The following is a 20,758-nucleotide window of genomic DNA, read 5'->3' as shown; positions in this document are numbered from 1 at the left end:
GACAGCGGTTACGCCAAGCGTACCGCCCGGAATTGGTGTAGCATTATACATTAATCCCTGATAACTGAAATCCAAAGGAAAGCCAACCGCTGTGGACTCTGATCTGACTCAAAAAAGCATCTCTTTTAATAGCGCCCGCTTCCTGGTCAGCGCCCCCCGATTGGAAGACTGCCCGCCAGACACGGGCGCCGAAGTCGCCTTTGCCGGGCGTTCGAACGCAGGAAAGTCCAGCGCTCTGAACGCAATCACTGCAATTGGCAAGCTGGCACGAACGAGTAAAACTCCCGGGCGTACCCGCTTGATCAACTTTTTTTCCCTGAACCGTGAACACGCCAGGCTGGTAGATCTGCCCGGATATGGCTACGCGAAAGTATCCCGGGACATGAAAGACGACTGGCAGAAACATCTCGGGCACTATCTGAATGACCGCAGATGCCTGCGTGGCCTGGTTCTGGTTATGGATATCCGCCATCCGCTCACAGATTTCGACCAAATGATGGTGGAATGGTGCGAGCATAACAAGCTGCCTCTCATGATTCTTGCAACCAAAGCGGATAAACTCAAGTTCGGGCAGGCGAAAAACAGCATGATGGACATAGCTCGCAGGCTTGAAGCGTTCACCTGTGTCCAGCACCTGATCATGTTTTCAGCTACCTCAAAACGCGGCGTTGATGAGTGTCGGGCGGCGCTGATCAATTGGCTGGAAGGTTCCGGGGGGCTGCGGGATTAATCTATAAAAATCCGGCCTGTGAAAAAACAGGCCGGAAAACGTCAGGGTTTGCGACGTGCTAAAACCTGAGAACTCACTCAGGAGGCGCCGGAAATGTCCGGATTCCCGGCGCCACTATATCTGACAGGCTCAATCACCAAAGGTTCCGGGCCCGTCAGGCTTGTCTATGTTTTCGCACCGCCAGGTGGCGCTCTCACTTAAGCCGGGCTCTCAGACTTCTCTTCTTGCTCCGGCATTGTTGGCCGGTACTTCTCCCGCAGCGACATAACCTGTTCCCGGTAAACTGGCGTCAGGTAAGGAATCTCAAGCGTCAGTACCTGATAAATACCCTGCTTCAGTTCATGAAGGGTCAGGCAGGCTGAGGCTTTGGCCGCATGGGCAGTCTTCAGGAAGGCCATCCAGTTAGTGATCACAAGCCAGACATTCAACGACATAGCCCCCCGAAGGGCCTCGGGCTGCGGCTCTACGATGCCGGCATCTGCCAGCTTCTCGAATATTCGACTGATCGCTGCGAGGCATCGGTTGGTAAATTCCCGGTAGTCGCTGCGAAGGCGCGGGTCTCTGTCCAGCAAATATTCGAGATCCCGGTGGAAAAACCGGTAACTCCAGAGCCCGTCAAACACCGACTCCAGGTAAAACGTCATATCATCCAGCGTCATAGGCCGGTTTTCCGGAATATCCAGATAGAAATCCACCAGTTTTTCATATTCCTGGAATATCTCGTAAATGATGTCGGACTTGTTGCGGAAGTGGTAGTAGAGGTTGCCCGGCGAAATCGCCAGGTATGCAGCTATATGGTTTGTTGTAACGTTTCGTTCGCCCTGCTCATTAAACAGCTCAAGGCTGGACAACAGTATTTTGTCTCTGGTCTTCATAAGCTCATCGGCGTTTGTTGTTTTACAGCTCACAAATGGCCTGATTCGCCATTGGGCCCGCTTGACTACCTAGAGTATATACTCTAATAATACTCTCCAGTGCAAATTGAGCGTTTTTTCGCCAACATAAAACAACAGGCTGCCAATGCGAAGCGACGGCAGTTTAAGGAGGACACCATGGGTGCCAGCGTTGTTCAGCTCACTGAGAGCAAAAAACACATTCAGCACACTCATCGGGTGTTTGAAGATCAGAAGAAAGCGTTTCACGACGATCCAACGCCGTCGCTTGCGGAGCGCCAGGATAACCTGAGGCGCCTCAAACAGGCTCTGCTCGACTACCAGGGCCGACTACTGGAAGCCATAGACCGGGATTTTTCATGCCGCTCGAGGGATGAGTCCCTGATTGCCGAAGTGATGCCTTCAATCCAGGGCATCAACTACACCCTGAAAAACCTCGGAGGCTGGATGAAGCCTTCGCGCAGGCACGTATCCATATTGTTTCAGCCAGCCAGCAATAAGGTCTGCTTCCAGCCCAAAGGTGTTGTGGGCATCATTGTGCCCTGGAACTACCCGCTTTACCTGGCTGTCGGGCCCCTCGTAGCCTCGCTTGCGGCGGGCAACCGCACCATGATCAAAATGTCCGAGTTCACGCCCCATACATCAGCGCTTTTCAAAGAGCTTATCGAGGCCACTTTTCCGGAAGATCTGGTCTCGGTCATCAATGGCGAGGCCGACGTTGCCGCCGATTTTTCGGCCAGGCCGTTTGATCACATGCTGTTCACCGGCTCTACTTCGGTGGGCAAACTGGTGATGCGCGCCGCTTCCGAGAACCTGACGCCGGTTACTCTGGAGCTGGGCGGTAAATCACCAGCCATAGTTTCACCGGATGTGCCTATGGAGGACGCTGCTCAGCGTATCGCTTTCGGCAAGGCATTCAATGCTGGCCAGACCTGTGTGGCACCAGATTATGTACTCTGCCCTGCTGACCGTACTCAGGCGTTCGTAGACGAGTTCCGCGCCCGCTTCTCAGAAATGTACCCTTCATTGCGCGACAACGACGACTACACAGCCATTATTAATGAGCGCCAGTACAAGCGGCTGCAAGGCTACCTGGAGGATGCCAGATCGAGGGGTGCCGAGCTGATCGAGATGAACCCCGCGCAAGAAAACATGGGGGATGGCACCTATAAAATTCCGGTGACGCTGGTGCTGAAAACCACGCCGGATATGAAACTCATGCAGGATGAGATCTTCGGCCCGATCCTCCCGGTAGTGAGCTATGGCAACCTTGATGAAGCAATTCAGTACATTAATGATCGACCGCGCCCGTTGGCCCTGTATTTTTTTGGCTACGATCGCGGTCAGCAACATCAGGTTATCGACAACACCCTGTCAGGAGGGATGTGTATCAACGATTCACTGATGCACGTCGCCCAGGATGACCTGCCTTTCGGAGGTGTCGGCGACTCAGGCATGGGGCATTATCACGGCAAGGAAGGCTTTCTTACCTTCTCGCACCAGCGCGCCATTTTTTCCAAGCAGAAATTCAACAGTGGAAAGTTTGTCTACCCGCCTTACGGAACATCTTTCCACAAAATGGTTTACAAGTTTTTTATCCGCTGAGTCTCCTTCGTTATATCCGGGGCGTTTATGCGCCCCGGCGATCGCCATAAACAAAATAAAAGCGAGCCATCTATGCCAAATCACCTTAACCCATCCGAAGGGCTGAATTCTGTATCCCTGAACCGGCGCAGCTTTCTGCGCACCGGCTTGGGTGGCGCCCTGTTTCTGGGCACTGTCAGTATTACCGCCGGCCTGAGCGGCTGTGCGACAGCGCCGGCCGGCCGGCTCGGGGCAGTTGAAACACGCATGGACGCCCGCTATCAGTTCCAGTTTTTGACAACCGAGGACATCGAGCTTCTTGAAGCTCTGCTTCCTGCCATCCTGGGCTCGGCACTTCCGGAACAACCTAACGCCCGGCGCCCGGTTATCGCCGGCACCGTTGAGCGTATTGATGCCGGCATTCATAAATTCGGGCCCGCCAACCAGAAAGAACTCCGGCAACTGTTTGACCTGCTCAACTTCGGCCCTACCCGGGTGACCGTTGCCCGAGTCTGGCCATCCTGGCGCAATGTCACCACAGAGCAGGCCGATGAGTTTCTGGAACGCTGGCGCTCAAGCAGCATCGGGTTATTCAATAACGGCTATATGGCGCTCACCAAAATCAGCAACGTGTCGTTTTACGGCTACCGGGAGAACTGGCATCTTTCCGGTTACCCGGGACCGCCCGAATGGGCGGTACAAGCCCTGCCACAATTCCGCAACGCGTGATTTTCAGTCGGCTGCTTCAGTTTGCTGATTTAGTTTAAATTAAGGATCCACCAACCATGTCGTTCACCGATCGTATTACCCAGGGCCTTGAATCCGGCTGGAAAGTCACCGAAGGCGCCACTCTTACCGAAAACCAGACGGTAGAAGCTGATGTCGTTATCGTTGGCACAGGGGCAGGCGGCGGCACTACGGCTGAAATTCTCGCTAAAAGCGGCCTCTCGGTTGTCCTGGTGGAAGAAGGCCGGCTGTATTATCAGAAAGACTTCAAAATGGACGAGCTTACGTCCTACGCAAACCTGTATCAGGAAGGTATGAGCCGTGCCACCAGAGACGGCTCCATTGCCATTCTTCAGGGCCGGTGTGTAGGTGGCTCAACTACCGTCAACTGGACCAGCAGTTTCCGCACGCCGGACGCAACTCTCAACTACTGGGGCAAACGCTTTGGCCTTGATGCACTGAGCCCGGAAGCCATGGCGCCCTGGTTTGACGGCCGGGAAACACGCCATTCCATGTCGCCCTGGGAGATGGATCCAAACCTCAATAACGACATCTTGCGGCAGGGCTGTGAAAAACTGGGCTACAGCTGGCAGATTATCCCGCGTAATGTGAAAGGTTGCTGGAATCTCGGTTACTGCGGCGCAGGCTGCCCCACCAACGCCAAACAAGGCGCATTGATGACCACCATTCCCGGAGCGCTGGACCATAATGCCCGGTTATTCCATGGTTTACGCGCCGAACGACTGCTAATAAACCAGGACCGCATCGACTCTCTGCAGGCCAGTGCCATGGCCAGTGATGGCATTACACCCTCTGGCATCACGGTAACGCTGAAAGCCAGGCACTTTGTGGTCGCCGCGAGCGCTATAGGTTCGCCCGGTCTGCTGCTGCGTTCAGGGTTGCCCGATCCTTATGGGCGCGTTGGCAAGCGCTCCTTTATTCACCCGGTTAACGCCAGCGTTGCGCAAATGCCAAAACTGGTAGATCCGTTCTACGGTGCGCCACAGTCTATCTATTCTGACGAGTTCAACTTCCGCAACGGCGTAGATGGCGAGGCAGGCTATAAACTGGAGGTGCCACCACTGCACCCGGCCATGGCTGCTGGCGTTGTCCCGGGCCACGGTGATACGCAGGCTGAAAATCTGGCCCGCCTGCCCTGGATGCAGTCTGTTATCGCACTTCTACGGGACGGCTTTCACGAGAACAGCCCTGGCGGCACTGTATCGCTCCGCGACGATGGCAGCCCGGTGCTGGATTACCCGGTCACCGACTATCTGTGGAAAGGTATCCGCAATGCCTTCTACACCATGGCCGAAATCCAGTTTGCGGCTGGCGCCGACCGGGTGCGGCTGATGCATCTGGATTCAGACTGGTACGCCACCTGGGCCGACGCCAAAGCAGCTATCGACGGCTTTGTTATGGCGCCCCACCGGGTCCGCCTGTTCACCGCACACCAAATGGGTGGTTGCGGCATGGGAAGCAACCCTGAGGAGTCTGTGGTCAACGGATTTGGCGAGCATCATCACGTCAGCAATCTCAGTGTGCACGACGCTTCGGTGTTTCCGACCAGCATCGGCGCCAATCCGCAGCTTTCGGTTTATGCTTTAGCCGCAAGAAACAGCTCCCGTCTGGCGCAGCGGCTACAGAAATAGCAGAAATACTGGTAATCTGGCGGCCTGATAAAAAGGAGCTGTGCATGTCTAAAGTCATTTACCCGGGCACCTTTGACCCCATCACCAACGGTCACACGGATCTTATCGAGCGTGCCAGCCGCATGTTTGATGAGGTTGTTGTTGCAGTAGCCTATAACTCCAAGAAAAAGCCACTGTTTGACGTTGAGGAGCGCTGCGAACTGGTTCGAAAGGCAACGCCTCACATTCCTAACGTCACTGTGACCGGGTTCAGCTATCTGCTTGCCGATTTCGTCCGTGACCAGGGCGCTACGGTTATTATCCGTGGCCTGCGGGCGGTATCCGATTTCGAGTATGAGTTTCAGCTTGCGGATATGAATCGCCGCCTGGCTCCGGAACTGGAAAGCGTATTCCTGACACCGTCCAATCACCTCTCCTACATTTCCTCCAGTCTGATTCGGGAAATTGCGTCTCTGGGGGGCGATGTGTCCGAGTTCGTTGACCCGGTTGTTGCCGCGGCCCTGACCAAGAAATTCAGCGAAGCCTGAAAAGCCAGCCGGTAATGCAGAAGCCCCGCTTGAACTGACCGCCGAAGAAACGGGGGCTGTTAAAGCGGGGCTTTAATGTTGGCTCGAAATCGCCCTAGAACAGCGGAGGCAGCGGAATCTCCTGACCGTTAACGTTTATAACCATATCATTCAGCCTCGCCGCCAGCACCAGCCGGTCTCCCTCCGTCACGAGCAGCCCCTGCTTAACCAAAGGCGCAAGCTGCATACGCACAGCCGGGTAATCTTCCGCCAACACCGAAGGTACACTCAGATTCATTTCCCCGGTTAACTGCTGCATTACCATGAGCATTTCTGCTTTCTGGTCTGCGGTCAGCTCGGGATGACTGATCACCAGGCTGCCCGTTAACTCGCCTTCAGGCGTATCAATTGTTAGCTCGGGGAATCCGACCGAGAAACCGGCCGCCGACAAATCGCGCATGGCCACGTTTACCTGCCCCATAGCCGCCATCTGCCGCTCGAACGCTTCCGGACTACCGGCATCGGAAGCCAATGCCATGCCCTGAAGCTCTGCCACGCTGGTTGTCAGCGCACTCCAGCTTGCGACATCCAGGTTTTCCAGGGCGAATACCACTTTGTGCGGGCCGTAAGCCTGGTCTTCATAGCGAACTTTGCCCGCCTCGATCGATAGCCGTGAATCCAGACGCTCTCCGTTAGCATTTGCCTCGGTACTGCTGCGCGACTGCAAATCCTCGATCGTTAACGGGGGAGCCTCAGGCGAGGTCAGCGCAACCGAGGCAACTGATGCCACCATGGTTCCTGTCCAGACGTCGCCGTTGAGATGAGCCATGTCATGCTCAACACGGAAGTCATTCACGCGAATACTCATGTCCGGGCCGGAGAAGCTCAGTTGTGGCCAGACGACCAACGCTTCTGCCTGCGAGCCAGTGTCACTGACTTCAATTCGGGCAATTCCGCCGCTGGTACGGAGTGATTCTCCACTTTCGGGATTATTGATAGCGATGGCCGGAACGTCGAGCTCAAGCACGGCAGTGCCCCAAAGGCGCGTTTCCAGAGTCAGCCTTGGGCGTTCCTGAAACCATTCAGCACCGTCAGGCGTCCAGCCGTCAACCGGCTTGAAATCAATCAGGCTGCCAGTCACACCGTGAGTCACTTTGGCACGATACGCAATCGGGCGAGTCTCTCCGCTCTCAGGATTCAAAACCGTTACAACACCATCCAGCTCCGATCCGAAAAAACCACGACGGTAATCGTCTGTTTGCATCTGCACAAACGGCTGCGCCTGATTCAATTCACGGGTAACCACTTGCCACTGCTGTTCGGTGACATAACCCACTACCCAGGGCATTGCTCCGGCGACAACCAACACACCGACACCGGCAATTATCCACTTTGCTTTCAAGAATTTTCTCCGTCTTAAATTGTCAGGACTTGCCGGTCAGGCGTTCCAGCAATACCAATTGTGATGCCACACGCTCTTCGCCCTCGGCCGGCTGATTCTGAATGTAACCGCCATCCGGCTGCAACATCCAGGACTGGCAGTTATCAGCAAGATACGTATCGAGATCTTCACGCACACGGGCTATCAGCTCCGGATCTTCAATCGGAAACGCCGTCTCAACCCTGCTCAACAGGTTACGCTCCATGCAGTCTGCGCTTGAGCAGTAAACTTCGGGATTGCCATCGTTGCCAAAATAATAGGCCCGGGTGTGCTCCAGAAAGCGCCCCACAATGGATCGCACCCGAATGTTGTCCGAAAGCCCCGGCACTCCGGGCCGGATGCTGCATATACCTCGAACAATCAGATCAACTTGCACGCCCGCCTGCGAGGCCCGGTATAGCGCCTTGATCAGCTGAGTTTCAGTCAACGCATTAATCTTGATAATGATGCGACCTTTATCGCCCAACCCGGCTTCCCGCTCAATCAGACTGAGCAGTCTTTTGTGCAGCGTAAACGGCGCATGGAACAGCTTTTTGATCTTCAGCGCTTTGCCCATTCCCGTTAACTGCTGGAACAGTTTGTTAACGTCGTCGCCAATGGATTCATCACAGGTCATGAAGCTGTAATCTGTATAAAGTCGCGCGTTGACCGCGTGGTAGTTGCCCGTTCCCAGGTGAACATAACGGCGCAGGCGGCCTTCCTCACGGCGCACAATCAGGATCATCTTGGCGTGGGTTTTATACCCCACCACGCCATAAACCACGATTACGCCGGCTTCCTGCAACCGACTGGCCAACTCCAGATTCTCTGCCTCGCTGAACCTTGCCCTCAGCTCAACAACAACAGTTACCTCTTTGCCACGCCGGGCTGCGTCTGCCAGAGCTTCAACAACTTCCGAATTGGCGCCGGTGCGGTAGAGCGTTTGCCTTATCGCCAGAACCTGCGGATCTTTCGCGGCCTGACGCAGCAAATCGACTACCGGGCTGAAATTCTGAAAAGGATGGTGCAGCAGGATAGGTCGCTTGCGAATGGCATCAAACAGGGTTTCCTTGCTGCGTATCTGCTTGGGTATGGTCGGTGAGAAGCTGGAATACGACAGATCCGAGCGGTCTACCAGCGTGTTAACCGCCATAAGCCGGGTCAGGTTGACTGGCCCGTTTACCTGGTACAGGTCCCTTTGCCCGAGGCCAAATTCCGTCAACAGAAACTGCACCAGTTCCTGCGGGCAGTTGTCTGCAACTTCCAGCCGCACACCGTCACCAAAACGGCGGCTGAGCAGCTCGCCGCGAAGTGCGGATGCCAGGTCTTCAAGATCGTCTTCCAGCTCCAGGTCGGCGTTGCGTGTGAGGCGGAACTGGTAACAACCCTTGACCTCCATGCCCGGAAATAACTCGTCGGCGTGCGCGTGAATCATCGACGACAGGAACACCAGATTTTCCCCGCCGTTGCATACTTCATCCGGCAGGCGCACCAGCCGGGGCAGCGACCGAGGAGCCGGCACGATCGCCATACCAGTCTCCCGGCCAAAGGCATCCTTACCGTCGAGCTCAACAATAAAGTTAAGGCTTTTGTTCACCAGGCGCGGAAACGGGTGTGACGGATCCAGCCCGATGGGGCTCACCACCGGCAGAATCTCTTCCTCGAAATAGTTACGCACCCACGCCGCTTGCTCCTGCGTCCACTCCCGACGCCGCACGAAGTGAATATTTTCTTTTTCCATCTCCGGGATCAGGACATAGTTCAGAATGTCGTACTGCTCATCAATATACTCATGGGCAACACGGCTGATTTCACTCAGCGCCTGTTCCGGCATCATGCCGTCAGCACCCAGGGTCTCGCGGCCGTACTTGATCTGCTGGCGCAGGCCAGCCACCCGTATTTCAAAAAACTCATCCATGTTGCTGCTGAAAATACAACAGAAAATCAGACGGTTGATCAACGGATGGGTGTTATCAAGCGCCTGCTTCAGTACCCGGTAATTAAACTGAAGCTGGCTCAATTCCCGGTTGAAGTAGTTTTCACTGGCGTCAAGATTGATCACTTCACCCACCGGCGGGAGATCCATGGGAGCAGGTATGCTCTGCTCCCCCTCGGTTGTCAGATTCCTGGCGATTTCCGTTGTCATAGCCTTCAGTTCCTGTCTGATTTACCGCCGGCCATTCCCCGGCGGCGGCTGGTCCCTATAAGATTTTAGCGGCGCTGATCCCGCATCAAGCGTGCAGCACGCACCGCAAAATAAGTAAGAATGCCATCGGCTCCAGCACGCCGCATGGCCATCAGGCTCTCCATCATGACCGCATCACCGTCAAGCCAGCCGTTCTGCTCAGCTGCCATGTGCATGGCGTACTCGCCGCTGACCTGATAAACAAACGTCGGCACCTGCAACTCGGTTTTCACCCGATGCACGATATCCAGATACGGCATGCCGGGTTTGATCATCACCATGTCCGCACCTTCGGCGAGATCCATCATAACCTCATGAATTGCCTCATTACTGTTGGCCGGATCCATCTGATAGGTAGCCTTGTTGCTCTTACCCAGATTTGCTGCAGAACCGACTGCATCCCGGAACGGCCCGTAATAGGCAGACGCATACTTGGCAGAATAGGCCAGAATACGGGTATTTACATGCCCTGCAGACTCCAGCGCTTCACGCATTGCCGCAACACGTCCGTCCATCATATCGGAGGGAGCAACAACGTCGGCACCTGCGTCCGCATGAGACAACGCCTGATTCACCAATGCTTCCACGGTGATATCGTTCAACACGTAGCCATCGTTATCGATGATGCCATCCTGGCCATGCGTGGTGAACGGATCCAAAGCCACATCGGTGATTACGCCCAGTTCCGGATAAGCCTGTTTCAGGGCCCGAACGGCTCGCTGCGCCAACCCGTCAGAGTCCCAGGCCCCGGAGCCCGATAGATTTTTCTTCTCCGCCGGAACCACCGGGAACAACGCCACGGCGGGAATACCAAGCTCCACAAGCTCCGCCGCCTGCTCAACCAGCAAATCAATACTCAAACGATCCACGCCTGGCATCGAGGGCACACGTTCACGCTGTCCTTCACCTTCAAGTACAAAAACCGGGTAGATCAGGTTGTCAGGCATCAGCTGGTTTTCCCGCACCAGCCGACGGGAAAAACCACTTGCCCGATTTCGACGCAGACGGGTAGCAGGAAAAGCACGGGGTGTTGATAGCGGCACAGAAAATCTCCTGAATGGCACTGCAAAGAGTTGGATCGAAAATCCCGGCGCACGGGCCGGCACCGTTTACACCATCATACACTTCCGAGGCCTCTGGTTGCAGGCTACCGCCGGATACAGATCAAGGACCCGAAGCAGGACCAGGCACAGAGGGCTCGCAGCAAAGGCTTCTCCCGAGAACGGTATTACTGGATCGAATCCAGCGCTTTTGCCCGGACACGTTCAGTTTCGCTGAAATACTTTTCGCGTAACAGCGCCAGACCCTCTTCGCGTTCAGGCTCGGCCAGGCCAGACGCCGTCAAAGCGTCTCGCTCTTTCGTATAGGACTGCCAACGTCGATTCCAGTCCTTCTGCTCTGCATCCAGTTCCTCCAGTCTTTGAGCTGCCTCTGCGCCGAATTCCTGTTGTCGCCAGGCTCGCAACGCCTCAGGATTGGTGGCCAGAGCCTCGCGAGCCTGCTCGTAGCGGGCAAATTTTCGGGTGTCCTGCCTTGCCTGCCGCACACTCTCTGGCAAAGCCATTTCAGCCTTTGCCAGAGCTTCCTCACGTTGCTGCTCAGTCAGGCTCTTATCCCTGCCAATACTCAGTTTATTAAGCTGGTAGCGATCTATTGCCTCTTCATCAGCAAAAAAAGCCTCTGCAGTATCAGCATCCATCCACGTTCTTCGCAAAGCCTGAATTTCTGCCATTCGACGTTGAATTTCATCGGGGCCGCCGGCGCCTGTTTCTCCATAGGCGCCCTCCAGATCAGCGAGCGCCAGTTTGTAATCCAGATATCGCCCCAGAGTGTCGAGTGCCTGGGCCCGTGCTGGCTCTTCCAGAACCGACAGTGCAAGCCGGATTCTGACCACAAGCTGCGCCAGGGTTTCTTCGCCCAGAGCAGAAAGATAGTACTCAAACAGCTGCCGCAATTCGCTCGTAGGGATAAGGTTGCCAAAACGATCTGTTTTCGCCCAATCGCCAGGCACTGACGTTCCCTCCAGAGACGGTGGGAGCCGATCCGGCACGCGGAGCTCAGCAGAACCCTCAACCATTTTTGAGGGCGGTTGCTGGCGCGCCACTGAAAAACCGGCATCATCCGTTATGGTATCTGCAGAGCGGTCAGAAGTGCGGGTAGAAGCCGGTTGATCCTGGGCACCATCGGCGAGCAGCCAGAATGCAATCACAACAGCTATAATTACCGGTATGGTATAGGAGAGCCTGAAGACAGATTTCATGATAATGGTCAGATCCAGCGTATCGATAGACTTTGCTGCAGCCCCGGAAACGGGGAATGAAACAAACGCGGTGCAGGGGGAATGATAGGCAGAACCGAAGCGTTTTACCGAGACAGACCGCAAAAACAGGCCGGGTTACAGAAGCCCGGCCCGGAAAGACAATGCTCAGAGAGAGCGGTTATTAAAGTCTGCTTCCATCTTGCGTGGGGAGCCAGCACGGAAAGATGTCTCAACTTCCTGGATTCTGCCACCCTGGCTCAGAAACGCTTCGATATCTTGCTGTAACTGAGCCCGCACCCGCGCCCGGCCTGCGATCGAATGGGTATCGTCGCTCTCGTTACCCCAGTTCCCGGATTGCTCCAGGTTGCTTTCGTCGAGCTCACTCATGATTATCTCCTTCAACGAAAACAGTGTTACAAGTGCAACCACCCCTTTGGGGGCAGCACTCTGCCTCGACCCGCCGCTACTGCGACACTGTCTTGGCGTCTTTATAATCTGCTTTCCATTGCAGTGCTATTTATGAACAACACATTTTTTGTAATTTTTTGTAAACGGTTATAACTTTATGAATTTAAATGGCAAACTGCAGGTATCCAGAATGCATTTGCGTTGACACAAAAAATGAATAATGATTCACTAATGTTGAGGAGCCGGGATGGCTTATCGAGAAACTGAAAAAATGCGTCAGCGCAAAGCCGAGGCGCGCCGAAGGATCTCTGAGTGTGCATACCAGTGCGTTGCAGAGGGCGGTTTTCGCAGTGCAAAAATTACCCGTATTGCCCAGCTAGCAGGTGTGGCTACGGGAACGATCTATCGCCATTACGAGTCGAAAGAGGATCTTTTTGCCGAAATATTCCGCCAGGCCACGCAACGCGAAATAGACAAAGTTGCGGAAGCTCTGGCAACACCGGGAAGCGCGACGGCGAGACTGGAACAGGCATTGCGACAGTTTGCCGAACGCGCACTGAAAGGCCCCGTTATGGCCTGGTCACTCATTGCAGAACCGGTAGACCCGAAACTGGAAGAAGAACGGTTGGCTTACCGCAAGGCTTACGCCAATCTGTTTGAACAAGCGATTCATGAAGGCATCGAAGAAGGATGCATTCCAGACCAGGATGCACGCCAGAGCAGCACATGCCTGGTTGGTGCCATCGCGGAAAGCCTGGTCGGCCCACTGGCACCAAGCCAGAACGGTCAGGCAGTCACAAACGAAACTGATAAAAAAGACCCGCTGGTCGACACCATCATCCGCTTTTGCATTCAGGGGTTGACCGGCACCAGGAGATAGCAATGAGCGCGTCGCATACCAGGCCATTAATACCTGAAGATGATCACAGTGATCGCTATCTGGCGATCACCCACGAAGTGGTCAACCAGCCGCCCGCACTGGAAGATTACAACCTGTACGAGCACGACATTGCGCTTCAGGAAGCCGTACAGCGCGAAGGTGCCGACAGGGCAGAAAGCGAACTCAAAGCCTTTGGCGCATTTGCCGGCGACGCTGCAACCATAGACCTCGGCTTTCGCGCCAATAACAACAAGCCGGAGTTCAATACTCACGACCGCTTTGGCCACCGCATCGACGAAGTGGATTTTCACCCTTCATACCACGAACTCATGCGCATAGCGTTCGAAAATGGCCTTCACAGCAGCCCCTGGACGAACCCGGGCAAAGGTGCGCATGTAACGCGCGCGGCAAAATACTACATGCACTCCCAGGTCGAAGCTGCACACTGCTGCCCGGTTACCATGACCTTTGCGGCCATTCCATCCATCCGTAAACAACCGGAACTCGCGTCGCTCTGGGAATCCCGGGTACTGGCCAACAGCTACGACGCCCGCAACGTGCCCGACAGCCAGAAAAGCTCGGTAACTATCGGCATGGCCATGACCGAAAAACAGGGCGGCAGCGACGTACGCGCCAACAGCACCCTTGCTTACGCGATTGGAAACAAAGGCCCGGGCCAGGCTTATGAACTGGTCGGCCACAAATGGTTTGTCTCCGCCCCCATGTGCGACGCGTTTCTGGTACTGGCTCAGGCTCCCGGCGGCTTGTCCTGCTTTCTGATGCCGCGCTGGCGTCCCGACGGCACCAAAAACCCCTGGCAGGTCCAGCGCCTGAAAAACAAAATGGGCAACGTCGCCAACGCCTCCAGCGAAGTAGAATTGCGCGGTGCATTGGCCTGGATGATTGGCGAAGAAGGTCGCGGCGTACCCACCATTATAGAAATGGTCGCCATGACCCGCTTCGACTGCATGATCGGCAGCTCAGCCGGCATGCGCCAGGCCGTGGCTCAGGCCACACACCACTGCCGCCACCGCAGCGCCTTCGGCAGCCGGCTCAGCGACCAGCCCCTGATGCAAAATGTGCTTGCCGACCTGGCTCTGGAAAACGAAGCCGCGCTCGCCTATGCCATGCGAGTCGCCCGCGCCCTGGACAACCAGGATGAAGAACAGGAACGCTTGTTTGCCCGGCTGGCCACACCCGTCGGAAAATACTGGATCTGCAAACGCGCACCCAACCATGCCTATGAATCCATGGAATGCATCGGCGGCAGCGGCGTAATGGAAGACTGCATCATGCCCCGCCTGTTCCGCGAATCCCCGGTGAACGCCATCTGGGAAGGCAGCGGCAACGTCCAGTGCCTGGACACCCTGCGCGCCATACAGAAAGAGCCTGAAACCCTCGACGCCTTCTTCCGCGAAGCCGGCGAGGCCAAGGGCGCAGACCGCCGCTTCGACCAGTTCCTGACACAACTGCAAAACGACTTTGCCGACATCAGCGACTTCCAGTACCGCGCCCGCAACCTGGTAGATCGTATGGCACTGGCCATGCAAGCCTCCCTGCTGCTGCGCAACGGCAACAAAGCCGTAGCTGACGCCTTCTGCGCTTCCCGGCTGGAATCCAATGGCGGCATGAACTACGGCAACCTGCCCTCTGGCATTGATGCTGCGGCTATTATCAAGCGGGCAACGCCTGTAGTAGGCTAGCGCTGGTGTTCACCAAGACATCAAGATATGAGCTTGGTGGACTCCACTTGAATTGTTCGAGAACCGGCGAGGCAAGGCTTTCCAAAACTGTGCGGAGCCAGGGATGGCGGAGCCCAAGCGTCACATGGATGTGCCGCAAGGAGCGTGTTTTGGAAAGCCTTGCCTCGTCGGTTCCAGCACCAAAGTCGGAAAATCTATGTCTGAAACACTCAGAAGACTGCTGAAAGAAGGCAATGCGTCTCAACAACATGCCGCAATTACTCCCCACGTGGGCGTACTCACCCTACACTTTCAGCTCTACGGCTGCGAAGACCTCAAAGCCAAGCGCAAAGTCTTCACCGCACTGCGGGCCATCTGGGGCAAAGAACCAGACCTGGCCGTAGCAGAAACCGCCGATCTCGAAGCCATCGATTGCGCCACCTGGACAATCGCAGCCCTCGGCACCTCCTCGCAGCAAATCACCCAGCGCCTCGACCAGGTAGAGAAAGCCATCCAGGAAAAGGTCGATGCCGCCATACTCGACATTCACCGCGAAATTCTCTGACGAAGCTCGGTGGCACAACACCGAAGCAGCCCGTATACTACGCCACCTCAGGGATGCCAGTGTGCCTGTAAGCTACAGGTGACAAGTAACCAATGCCGGAATCAGACCCCGGCTGTATCCGTCGGGCATCCGGAACGGGCCCTGCGGATAACCACTTATCGTGTGTGGTATCTATGACCGGCAAGAAAAAAACGGCCCAGGCGTCAGTTGAAGCCATGTATCGCGTGTTCACCGTGCCAGAGGCACCGGAGTCCACGCTCAGCCGTATTGACCAGAACATCTCACGTAACCTTGCAGGTTTCCTGCAGGAGCACATCGTTGCGGTTGAGCGGGATCTTACGGACGTCGAGAGAAACTTCTCGGACTACAACATCCCCGAAAAGCCCGTATTCGTGTCCGAGCAGGCGCAGTTCCTGCTCGACAAACTGGTTGCCAATTCCGTTCACACTGCATCACCTGCCTTTATCGGCCACATGACCTCAGCGCTGCCCTACTTCATGCTGCCGCTGTCCAAAATCATGATTGCCCTGAATCAGAACCTGGTAAAAACCGAAACCTCAAAGGCTTTTACACCCATGGAGCGGCAGGTTCTCGGCATGATTCACCGGCTGGTGTATCAGGAAGACGGCGCCTTTTACCGGAAGTGGATGCACGATCCCCGCTACGCTCTGGGTGCCATGTGTTCCGGGGGCACCGTTGCCAACCTGACAGCGCTCTGGGTTGCCCGTAACCGTGCATTCCCGGCCGAGGGTAGCTTCCGCGGGTTGCATCAGGAAGGCTTGTTCCGCGCCCTGAAATACTACGGCTACGAAGGCGCAGCCATCGTCGTATCGCGCCGTGGCCACTATTCCCTGAGTAAAGCGGCAGATGTGTTGGGCCTCGGTCGCGAATCATTGGTAGCAGTAGATACAGACGACAGCAACCGGATCCAGACGGACGCACTGCGCGATAAATGCCTGGAACTGCAAAAACAGAAAATCAAGATTCTCGCGATCTGCGGCGTGGCGGGGACGACTGAAACAGGCAACATAGACCCACTGGATGCCATGGCAGATATAGCCCGGGAGTTTGGCGCTCATTTCCATGTGGATGCCGCCTGGGGTGGGCCAACACTGTTCTCCAGAACCTATCGTCATCTTTTGCGCGGCATTGAAAAGGCAGACTCCGTCACCTTTGATGCTCACAAGCAGCTGTATGTTCCCATGGGTGTCGGGCTGGTGGTGTTCAAAGACCCGAGCCTGGCCAGTGCGGTTGAGCACCATGCCCAGTACATCATTCGCAAAGGCTCTCGTGACCTTGGCTCCACCACACTGGAAGGCTCACGCCCCGGCATGTCCATGCTGATCCATTCCGGTCTGAAAATTCTGGCCCGGGAAGGCTACGAGATACTGATTGATCAGGGCATCGAAAAAGCGGCCACTTTCGCCGAGATGATTGAGGCGCAGCCCGACTTTGAGCTGATTACGCGCCCGGAGCTGAATATTCTCACCTACCGTTACTGTCCTGCCAGTGTGCAGCACGCATTAACGCTGGCAGATCCGCTTCAGGCCGAAAAACTCAATGCCTGCCTGAACAGAGTCACCAAATTTATCCAGAAAACCCAGCGGGAACGAGGCAAGGCGTTTGTTTCACGAACCCGGCTGGAACCTGCCTGTTACTATAAATTTCCGTGCATTGTGTTTCGTGTGGTTCTTGCGAACCCTCTGACCACGCCAAAAATCTTGGCAGACATTCTGGAGGAGCAGCGTGAGCTTTCAGGGGAAGAGGGGATTCAGGACGAAATCAGGATATTGAACCAGATGGCGGATGCCGTGCTTAAGCAGCATGAACAGGGCCAGAAGCAGGCCTGAATTGGCTAGCGCAACGCACAGAGCTTCCGGTGAGCGGGGCGGGATGGCTTCAGAAACCGTGCGGAGCCATGGATGGCGGAGCCGAGCGTACAGGGACGTATTCACAGCGTGTTTCTGAAGCCATCCCGCCTCGCTCACTCCACCAAAGCTCAGCTCAGTAAAGCGCCTCTTCGTCATCCAGAACTTCGTGGATAATATCCAGAAACATACGATCCGCTTCGCTCCACTTTTCCGGAATACGAATGGTCGTGTTAGCACTGATCTCCCGAGCGATAAGCTCGTCGGAATCCGCCTCTGAGCGAAGCTTACGGGCAATATCCACAGACTTCACAGCGATCGTCGGATCGCTCAGCACCTTCTTGATGAACACTCGCAGCTCATCAATTACCCTGGCCTGACGGCTTTCAACCGGTGTACTCATGACTCACCCTCCGGGCAAATAAATTCTCGGGGAGCTTACCGCTCCTCACACAGACATACAGTATGACCAAACCCGCGCGCGACAACCAGCCAGTGTGTCAGATGAAAATCCCACGCAGCGTGTAAAATAAAACAGACGCCATAATTGCTGATGCGGGCACTGTGATGATCCAGGCTGCAGCTATACGCACAAGATGCGATCGCTTGACCATTTCTTCTTTATAGATTTTCTTGAGACGCTTTCGATCCGACTTGGTCAGCGGCACGTGTTTCTTTTTCTTGGCACGCTTCAGAAGCTTTTCCATTTCCTCAACGGAGGCATTGCGGAAATCATCCAGAAAAGGCTTGAGGCGCTCCTGATCATCACTATCGCGCTCTTCCATGATTTTGTGCAACTGGGTCGCGTAATTGGACTTCAGGTATTCACGCAGGAACCCAACACCGAAAACACCGCCAATGGCAATGTGCGTGGAGCTTACGGGCAAGCCCAGTTGCGAAGCAAGGATAACGGTCAGTGCAGCTGAAAGAGCAATGCAGAAAGCGCGAGTTTTATCCAGCTCGGTAATTTCACTGCCCACGGTTTTGATCAGGCGCGGGCCAAACAGCATGAGGCCAACCGTCAGACCCAGGGCACCAATCATCATCACCCACAAAGGAATGCTTGAAGCCGTGGCTACGGCACCGTTTGATAGTGCATCATTGATCGCTGCAAGGGGGCCGATAGCGTTGGCTACGTCATTAGCACCATGGGCGAAGCTCAGGAGCGCGGCTGCAAATATCAGCGGCCAGGTGAACAGGGTGTTCACACCGCCAGCGCTGTTTTCCATGGTCGCTGCCTTGCGCGAAGCCAGGGAACGCACAACAAAGAAAGCAACCACAGCAGCACCCAACCCGACCAGGGAGGCCTGAAAGAAGTCTACCTTGATAATCTGTTTGACGCCCTTGATCATCAGATAAGTGCCAAACGCCCAGGCCATGATAGCTACAAGCCAGGGCACAAACGTGCGGGCCGCCGGTATCACGTTTTTCCGGTACAGCACGGTTTTGTTGATGATGAACAGCAAAAGAGCCGCCAGGGCACCGCCAAGTACCGGAGAAATAACCCAGCTTGCGGCGATCTTGCCCATAACGGCCCAGTCCGCAATGCCCCAGCCACCAGCCGCAATGCCGGCTCCGAGCACACCTCCCACAATCGAATGCGTAGTAGAAACCGGAGCGCCCATCCAGGTTGCAAGGTTGAGCCAAAGCGCCCCGGCCAGCAATGCGGCTGTCATGAGCCAGACAAAAGCTCGCCCGTCTTGCAGATTTGAGGGATCAATAATGCCCCCCTTGATGGTGGAGACTACATCACCGCCAGCAATAAGTGCGCCGGCCGACTCAAAAACACCCGCCAGAATAACGGCGGCCCCCAGAGACAAGGCACCAGAGCCCACTGCCGGGCCGACGTTGTTTGCAACGTCATTAGCACCTATATTGATGGCCATGTAGCCGCCGATAACAGCCGCAGCCATTAACAGGGTGCTGTTGGGCATGCCTTCGCTGAAGGAGCCCACAACCAGCCAGACCCCCAGAAGGAACAACAGACTGAATCCGATCCGGTATCGTTCTGTAGAGTTGCTGGTAAGAAGGGTATCCAGGAATCCGCTTGAACGGGCCATAACAGAAAGGGTCTCATTTGGTCTGAATGGAGAACGAACCGCTGTATTGCGCGCAACTATAAATTTTTTAACCTTAAATTGAAACAAATGTGCGTCAGCGGGATCTGGTCACACAATACACCTGTAAAGGATGCATACATACCATTGCCTGCCCCATAATAACCTTAAATGCTTAAGCGCATTACAAGAGCGCCGCGTATTCAGACAGGGCCACTATGACCAGACATCCTTCTTCGGGGCGCCAGGCGACACACGAACGGGAAGATGCACAGGTTTCACGCATACTGACATGGCTGTCATTGGCAGCAATTCTGTCTCTTACCGGCATCGGCTCAAAAGCCTGGTATTCCGGCCACAGTAGTCATGCGCTGATTCTCTGGGCCTTTATCGTTCCAGTTCTGGCAAACATGGCCTGGTTTGCGCGCACAGGAAATCGTGACTCGCAGAAAGCCGGCCTGCTGGTTATTGTCAGTGTGCTTTTTACTTATCTGATAGCGTCTGGCGGCGAGGGCAACACTGGCCCTTTGTGGTTCTATGTATTCCCACCTCTGCTGTTTTTTCTGACCAATCTGAAAACCGGCACCATGATCTTGTTACTGGTTTACCTGGTGGCCGTTATTGTATTCCAGTTCCCCAACCTGCCCTTTGTCTTTGCAGACTACGAAAGTGACTTCAAGATCCGATTTTTCGTCACACTGACCTTTGAGTCGATTTTCTGTTTTGTGCTGGAGGCAAGCAGACTGAAGGCACGGAACGAACTTCTGGACCTGGCCCAGAGCCATGAACTGGCAGCCAAAACCGACGAGCTCACCAGCCTTTCCAACCGGCGGGATATACTGAACCGGTTGGCGGAAGAGTACTCCCGATACCAGCGCTCCGGGCATCACTTCTCCATTGCCCTGATTGATCTCGATCTTTTCAAAAGCATCAATGATCAGTATGGCCACAACGCGGGCGATGCGGCCCTGAAACAATTTGCCAACCTTATGCAAACAGTCATCCGCCAGACAGATGTTGCAGCCCGCTGGGGCGGCGAGGAGTTTCTGCTATTGCTGCCAGACACCTCTCTGATTCCGGCACTTACGCTGGCAGAACGTTTGCGTAGTGAAGTGGCGCGAAGCAACTTCAGTTTTCACGGGCAAGAGCTCCCGGTCACCATGAGCGCCGGTGTCTGCTCCATAGCTCAGGCCGATTCCATCGACAGCATGCTCAGGCAGGCTGACTCGCAGCTATACAGTGCAAAGGAAGCCGGTCGCAACAGGATCGCACCCCGGGTCCGAAATCAGCACACAGATGCTCAGAGTCAACCAAACGCTTGAGGCGGCCCACACGGGCCGTT

Annotated in this window: 18 protein-coding genes; 10 read left to right on the top strand and 8 right to left on the bottom strand. The window is 55.3% G+C overall.

Annotated elements, in window-relative coordinates; all coding sequences use genetic code 11:
- Positions 1–91 precede the first annotated feature (91 nt).
- Complete coding sequence (yihA, locus tag ACN0RL_RS08520; RefSeq protein WP_417515685.1) at positions 92–730, top strand: ribosome biogenesis GTP-binding protein YihA/YsxC; 639 nt, start codon at positions 92–94, stop codon at positions 728–730.
- 197 nt (positions 731–927) lie between these two features.
- Here yihA and ACN0RL_RS08515 read toward each other — a convergent pair whose 3' ends face one another.
- On the bottom strand, positions 928–1,605 hold the full coding sequence (locus tag ACN0RL_RS08515; RefSeq protein ID WP_417515683.1) for a TetR/AcrR family transcriptional regulator: 678 nt from the start codon (positions 1,603–1,605) through the stop codon (positions 928–930).
- Between the two features lie 177 nt (positions 1,606–1,782).
- Here ACN0RL_RS08515 and ACN0RL_RS08510 point away from each other — a divergent pair, with 177 nt between their 5' ends.
- The 4 genes from ACN0RL_RS08510 to coaD all read left to right on the top strand — a co-directional run bounded on the left by ACN0RL_RS08510 (position 1,783) and on the right by coaD (position 6,112).
- Positions 1,783–3,228, top strand: a complete 1,446-nt coding sequence (locus ACN0RL_RS08510) for a coniferyl aldehyde dehydrogenase (RefSeq protein ID WP_417515681.1) — start codon at positions 1,783–1,785, stop codon at positions 3,226–3,228.
- A gap of 72 nt (positions 3,229–3,300) precedes the next feature.
- Entirely contained in the window at positions 3,301–3,936 is a 636-nt protein-coding gene (locus ACN0RL_RS08505; protein ID WP_417515679.1) for a hypothetical protein, read from the top strand.
- A 56-nt stretch (positions 3,937–3,992) separates the two neighbouring features.
- Positions 3,993–5,585, top strand: a complete 1,593-nt coding sequence (locus ACN0RL_RS08500) for a GMC family oxidoreductase N-terminal domain-containing protein (RefSeq protein ID WP_417515677.1) — start codon at positions 3,993–3,995, stop codon at positions 5,583–5,585.
- Positions 5,586–5,629: 44 nt separating this feature from the next.
- A complete protein-coding gene (coaD, locus tag ACN0RL_RS08495) occupies positions 5,630–6,112 on the top strand; it encodes a pantetheine-phosphate adenylyltransferase (protein ID WP_417515675.1) in 483 nt (160 codons plus the stop codon).
- Positions 6,113–6,206: 94 nt separating this feature from the next.
- Here coaD and ACN0RL_RS08490 read toward each other — a convergent pair whose 3' ends face one another.
- The 5 genes from ACN0RL_RS08490 to ACN0RL_RS08470 all read right to left on the bottom strand — a co-directional run bounded on the left by ACN0RL_RS08490 (position 6,207) and on the right by ACN0RL_RS08470 (position 12,343).
- Complete coding sequence (locus ACN0RL_RS08490; protein WP_417515673.1) at positions 6,207–7,493, bottom strand: DUF945 family protein; 1,287 nt, start codon at positions 7,491–7,493, stop codon at positions 6,207–6,209.
- A 22-nt stretch (positions 7,494–7,515) separates the two neighbouring features.
- Positions 7,516–9,657: a polyphosphate kinase 1 gene (gene ppk1, locus ACN0RL_RS08485; protein ID WP_417515671.1), complete on the bottom strand. Its 2,142-nt coding sequence runs from the start codon at positions 9,655–9,657 to the stop codon at positions 7,516–7,518.
- A gap of 65 nt (positions 9,658–9,722) precedes the next feature.
- The gene (gene hemB / locus ACN0RL_RS08480; protein WP_417515669.1) at positions 9,723–10,739 is read right to left on the bottom strand and encodes a porphobilinogen synthase; all 1,017 of its coding nucleotides are present in this window, start codon (positions 10,737–10,739) and stop codon (positions 9,723–9,725) included.
- Positions 10,740–10,924: 185 nt separating this feature from the next.
- Positions 10,925–11,956, bottom strand: a complete 1,032-nt coding sequence (locus ACN0RL_RS08475) for a lipase secretion chaperone (protein ID WP_417515667.1) — start codon at positions 11,954–11,956, stop codon at positions 10,925–10,927.
- 165 nt (positions 11,957–12,121) lie between these two features.
- A complete protein-coding gene (locus ACN0RL_RS08470) occupies positions 12,122–12,343 on the bottom strand; it encodes a hypothetical protein (RefSeq protein WP_417515665.1) in 222 nt (73 codons plus the stop codon).
- A 268-nt stretch (positions 12,344–12,611) separates the two neighbouring features.
- On the opposite strand from ACN0RL_RS08470, the gene ACN0RL_RS08465 reads away from it, so the two are divergent.
- From ACN0RL_RS08465 to panP, 4 genes are all read left to right on the top strand, one after another.
- Positions 12,612–13,244, top strand: a complete 633-nt coding sequence (locus tag ACN0RL_RS08465) for a TetR/AcrR family transcriptional regulator (protein WP_417515663.1) — start codon at positions 12,612–12,614, stop codon at positions 13,242–13,244.
- A 2-nt stretch (positions 13,245–13,246) separates the two neighbouring features.
- The gene (locus tag ACN0RL_RS08460) at positions 13,247–14,947 is read left to right on the top strand and encodes an acyl-CoA dehydrogenase family protein (RefSeq protein WP_417515661.1); all 1,701 of its coding nucleotides are present in this window, start codon (positions 13,247–13,249) and stop codon (positions 14,945–14,947) included.
- Positions 14,948–15,143: 196 nt separating this feature from the next.
- The gene (locus tag ACN0RL_RS08455) at positions 15,144–15,491 is read left to right on the top strand and encodes a DUF503 domain-containing protein (RefSeq protein ID WP_417515659.1); all 348 of its coding nucleotides are present in this window, start codon (positions 15,144–15,146) and stop codon (positions 15,489–15,491) included.
- Between the two features lie 173 nt (positions 15,492–15,664).
- Positions 15,665–17,341 (top strand): pyridoxal-dependent aspartate 1-decarboxylase PanP, encoded by a 1,677-nt coding sequence (panP, locus tag ACN0RL_RS08450; protein WP_417515657.1) that lies wholly within the window; start codon positions 15,665–15,667, stop codon positions 17,339–17,341.
- A gap of 154 nt (positions 17,342–17,495) precedes the next feature.
- On the opposite strand, the gene ACN0RL_RS08445 is transcribed toward panP, so the two are convergent.
- Entirely contained in the window at positions 17,496–17,762 is a 267-nt protein-coding gene (locus ACN0RL_RS08445; protein WP_417515655.1) for a hypothetical protein, read from the bottom strand.
- A 97-nt stretch (positions 17,763–17,859) separates the two neighbouring features.
- Positions 17,860–19,419 (bottom strand): inorganic phosphate transporter, encoded by a 1,560-nt coding sequence (locus ACN0RL_RS08440; protein ID WP_417515653.1) that lies wholly within the window; start codon positions 19,417–19,419, stop codon positions 17,860–17,862.
- Between the two features lie 215 nt (positions 19,420–19,634).
- Between ACN0RL_RS08440 and ACN0RL_RS08435 the strand changes: the two genes are divergently transcribed.
- Positions 19,635–20,738 (top strand): GGDEF domain-containing protein, encoded by a 1,104-nt coding sequence (locus ACN0RL_RS08435; RefSeq protein WP_417515651.1) that lies wholly within the window; start codon positions 19,635–19,637, stop codon positions 20,736–20,738.
- Positions 20,739–20,758 lie beyond the last annotated feature (20 nt).

Origin of the sequence: Marinobacter sp., assembly GCF_048259445.1 — a bacterium.
GTDB lineage: Bacteria > Pseudomonadota > Gammaproteobacteria > Pseudomonadales > Oleiphilaceae > Marinobacter.
The sequence above is the reverse complement of the archived record's forward strand: the minus strand, read 5'-3'. Positions and strand labels throughout refer to the sequence as shown.

What these genes read in the sequence shown, in the direction of transcription:
- ACN0RL_RS08440 (WP_417515653.1), bottom strand. Translation starts at nt 19,419, where the DNA reads ATGGCCCGTTCAAGCGGATTCCTGGATACCCTTCTTACCAGCAACTCT.
- ACN0RL_RS08515 (WP_417515683.1), bottom strand. Translation starts at nt 1,605, where the DNA reads ATGAAGACCAGAGACAAAATACTGTTGTCCAGCCTTGAGCTGTTTAAT.
- ACN0RL_RS08475 (WP_417515667.1), bottom strand. Translation starts at nt 11,956, where the DNA reads ATGAAATCTGTCTTCAGGCTCTCCTATACCATACCGGTAATTATAGCT.
- ACN0RL_RS08435 (WP_417515651.1), top strand. Translation starts at nt 19,635, where the DNA reads ATGACCAGACATCCTTCTTCGGGGCGCCAGGCGACACACGAACGGGAA.
- ACN0RL_RS08460 (WP_417515661.1), top strand. Translation starts at nt 13,247, where the DNA reads ATGAGCGCGTCGCATACCAGGCCATTAATACCTGAAGATGATCACAGT.
- ACN0RL_RS08455 (WP_417515659.1), top strand. Translation starts at nt 15,144, where the DNA reads ATGTCTGAAACACTCAGAAGACTGCTGAAAGAAGGCAATGCGTCTCAA.
- ACN0RL_RS08500 (WP_417515677.1), top strand. Translation starts at nt 3,993, where the DNA reads ATGTCGTTCACCGATCGTATTACCCAGGGCCTTGAATCCGGCTGGAAA.
- ACN0RL_RS08465 (WP_417515663.1), top strand. Translation starts at nt 12,612, where the DNA reads ATGGCTTATCGAGAAACTGAAAAAATGCGTCAGCGCAAAGCCGAGGCG.
- panP (WP_417515657.1), top strand. Translation starts at nt 15,665, where the DNA reads ATGACCGGCAAGAAAAAAACGGCCCAGGCGTCAGTTGAAGCCATGTAT.
- ACN0RL_RS08445 (WP_417515655.1), bottom strand. Translation starts at nt 17,762, where the DNA reads ATGAGTACACCGGTTGAAAGCCGTCAGGCCAGGGTAATTGATGAGCTG.
- ppk1 (WP_417515671.1), bottom strand. Translation starts at nt 9,657, where the DNA reads ATGACAACGGAAATCGCCAGGAATCTGACAACCGAGGGGGAGCAGAGC.
- ACN0RL_RS08470 (WP_417515665.1), bottom strand. Translation starts at nt 12,343, where the DNA reads ATGAGTGAGCTCGACGAAAGCAACCTGGAGCAATCCGGGAACTGGGGT.
- coaD (WP_417515675.1), top strand. Translation starts at nt 5,630, where the DNA reads ATGTCTAAAGTCATTTACCCGGGCACCTTTGACCCCATCACCAACGGT.
- ACN0RL_RS08510 (WP_417515681.1), top strand. Translation starts at nt 1,783, where the DNA reads ATGGGTGCCAGCGTTGTTCAGCTCACTGAGAGCAAAAAACACATTCAG.
- ACN0RL_RS08505 (WP_417515679.1), top strand. Translation starts at nt 3,301, where the DNA reads ATGCCAAATCACCTTAACCCATCCGAAGGGCTGAATTCTGTATCCCTG.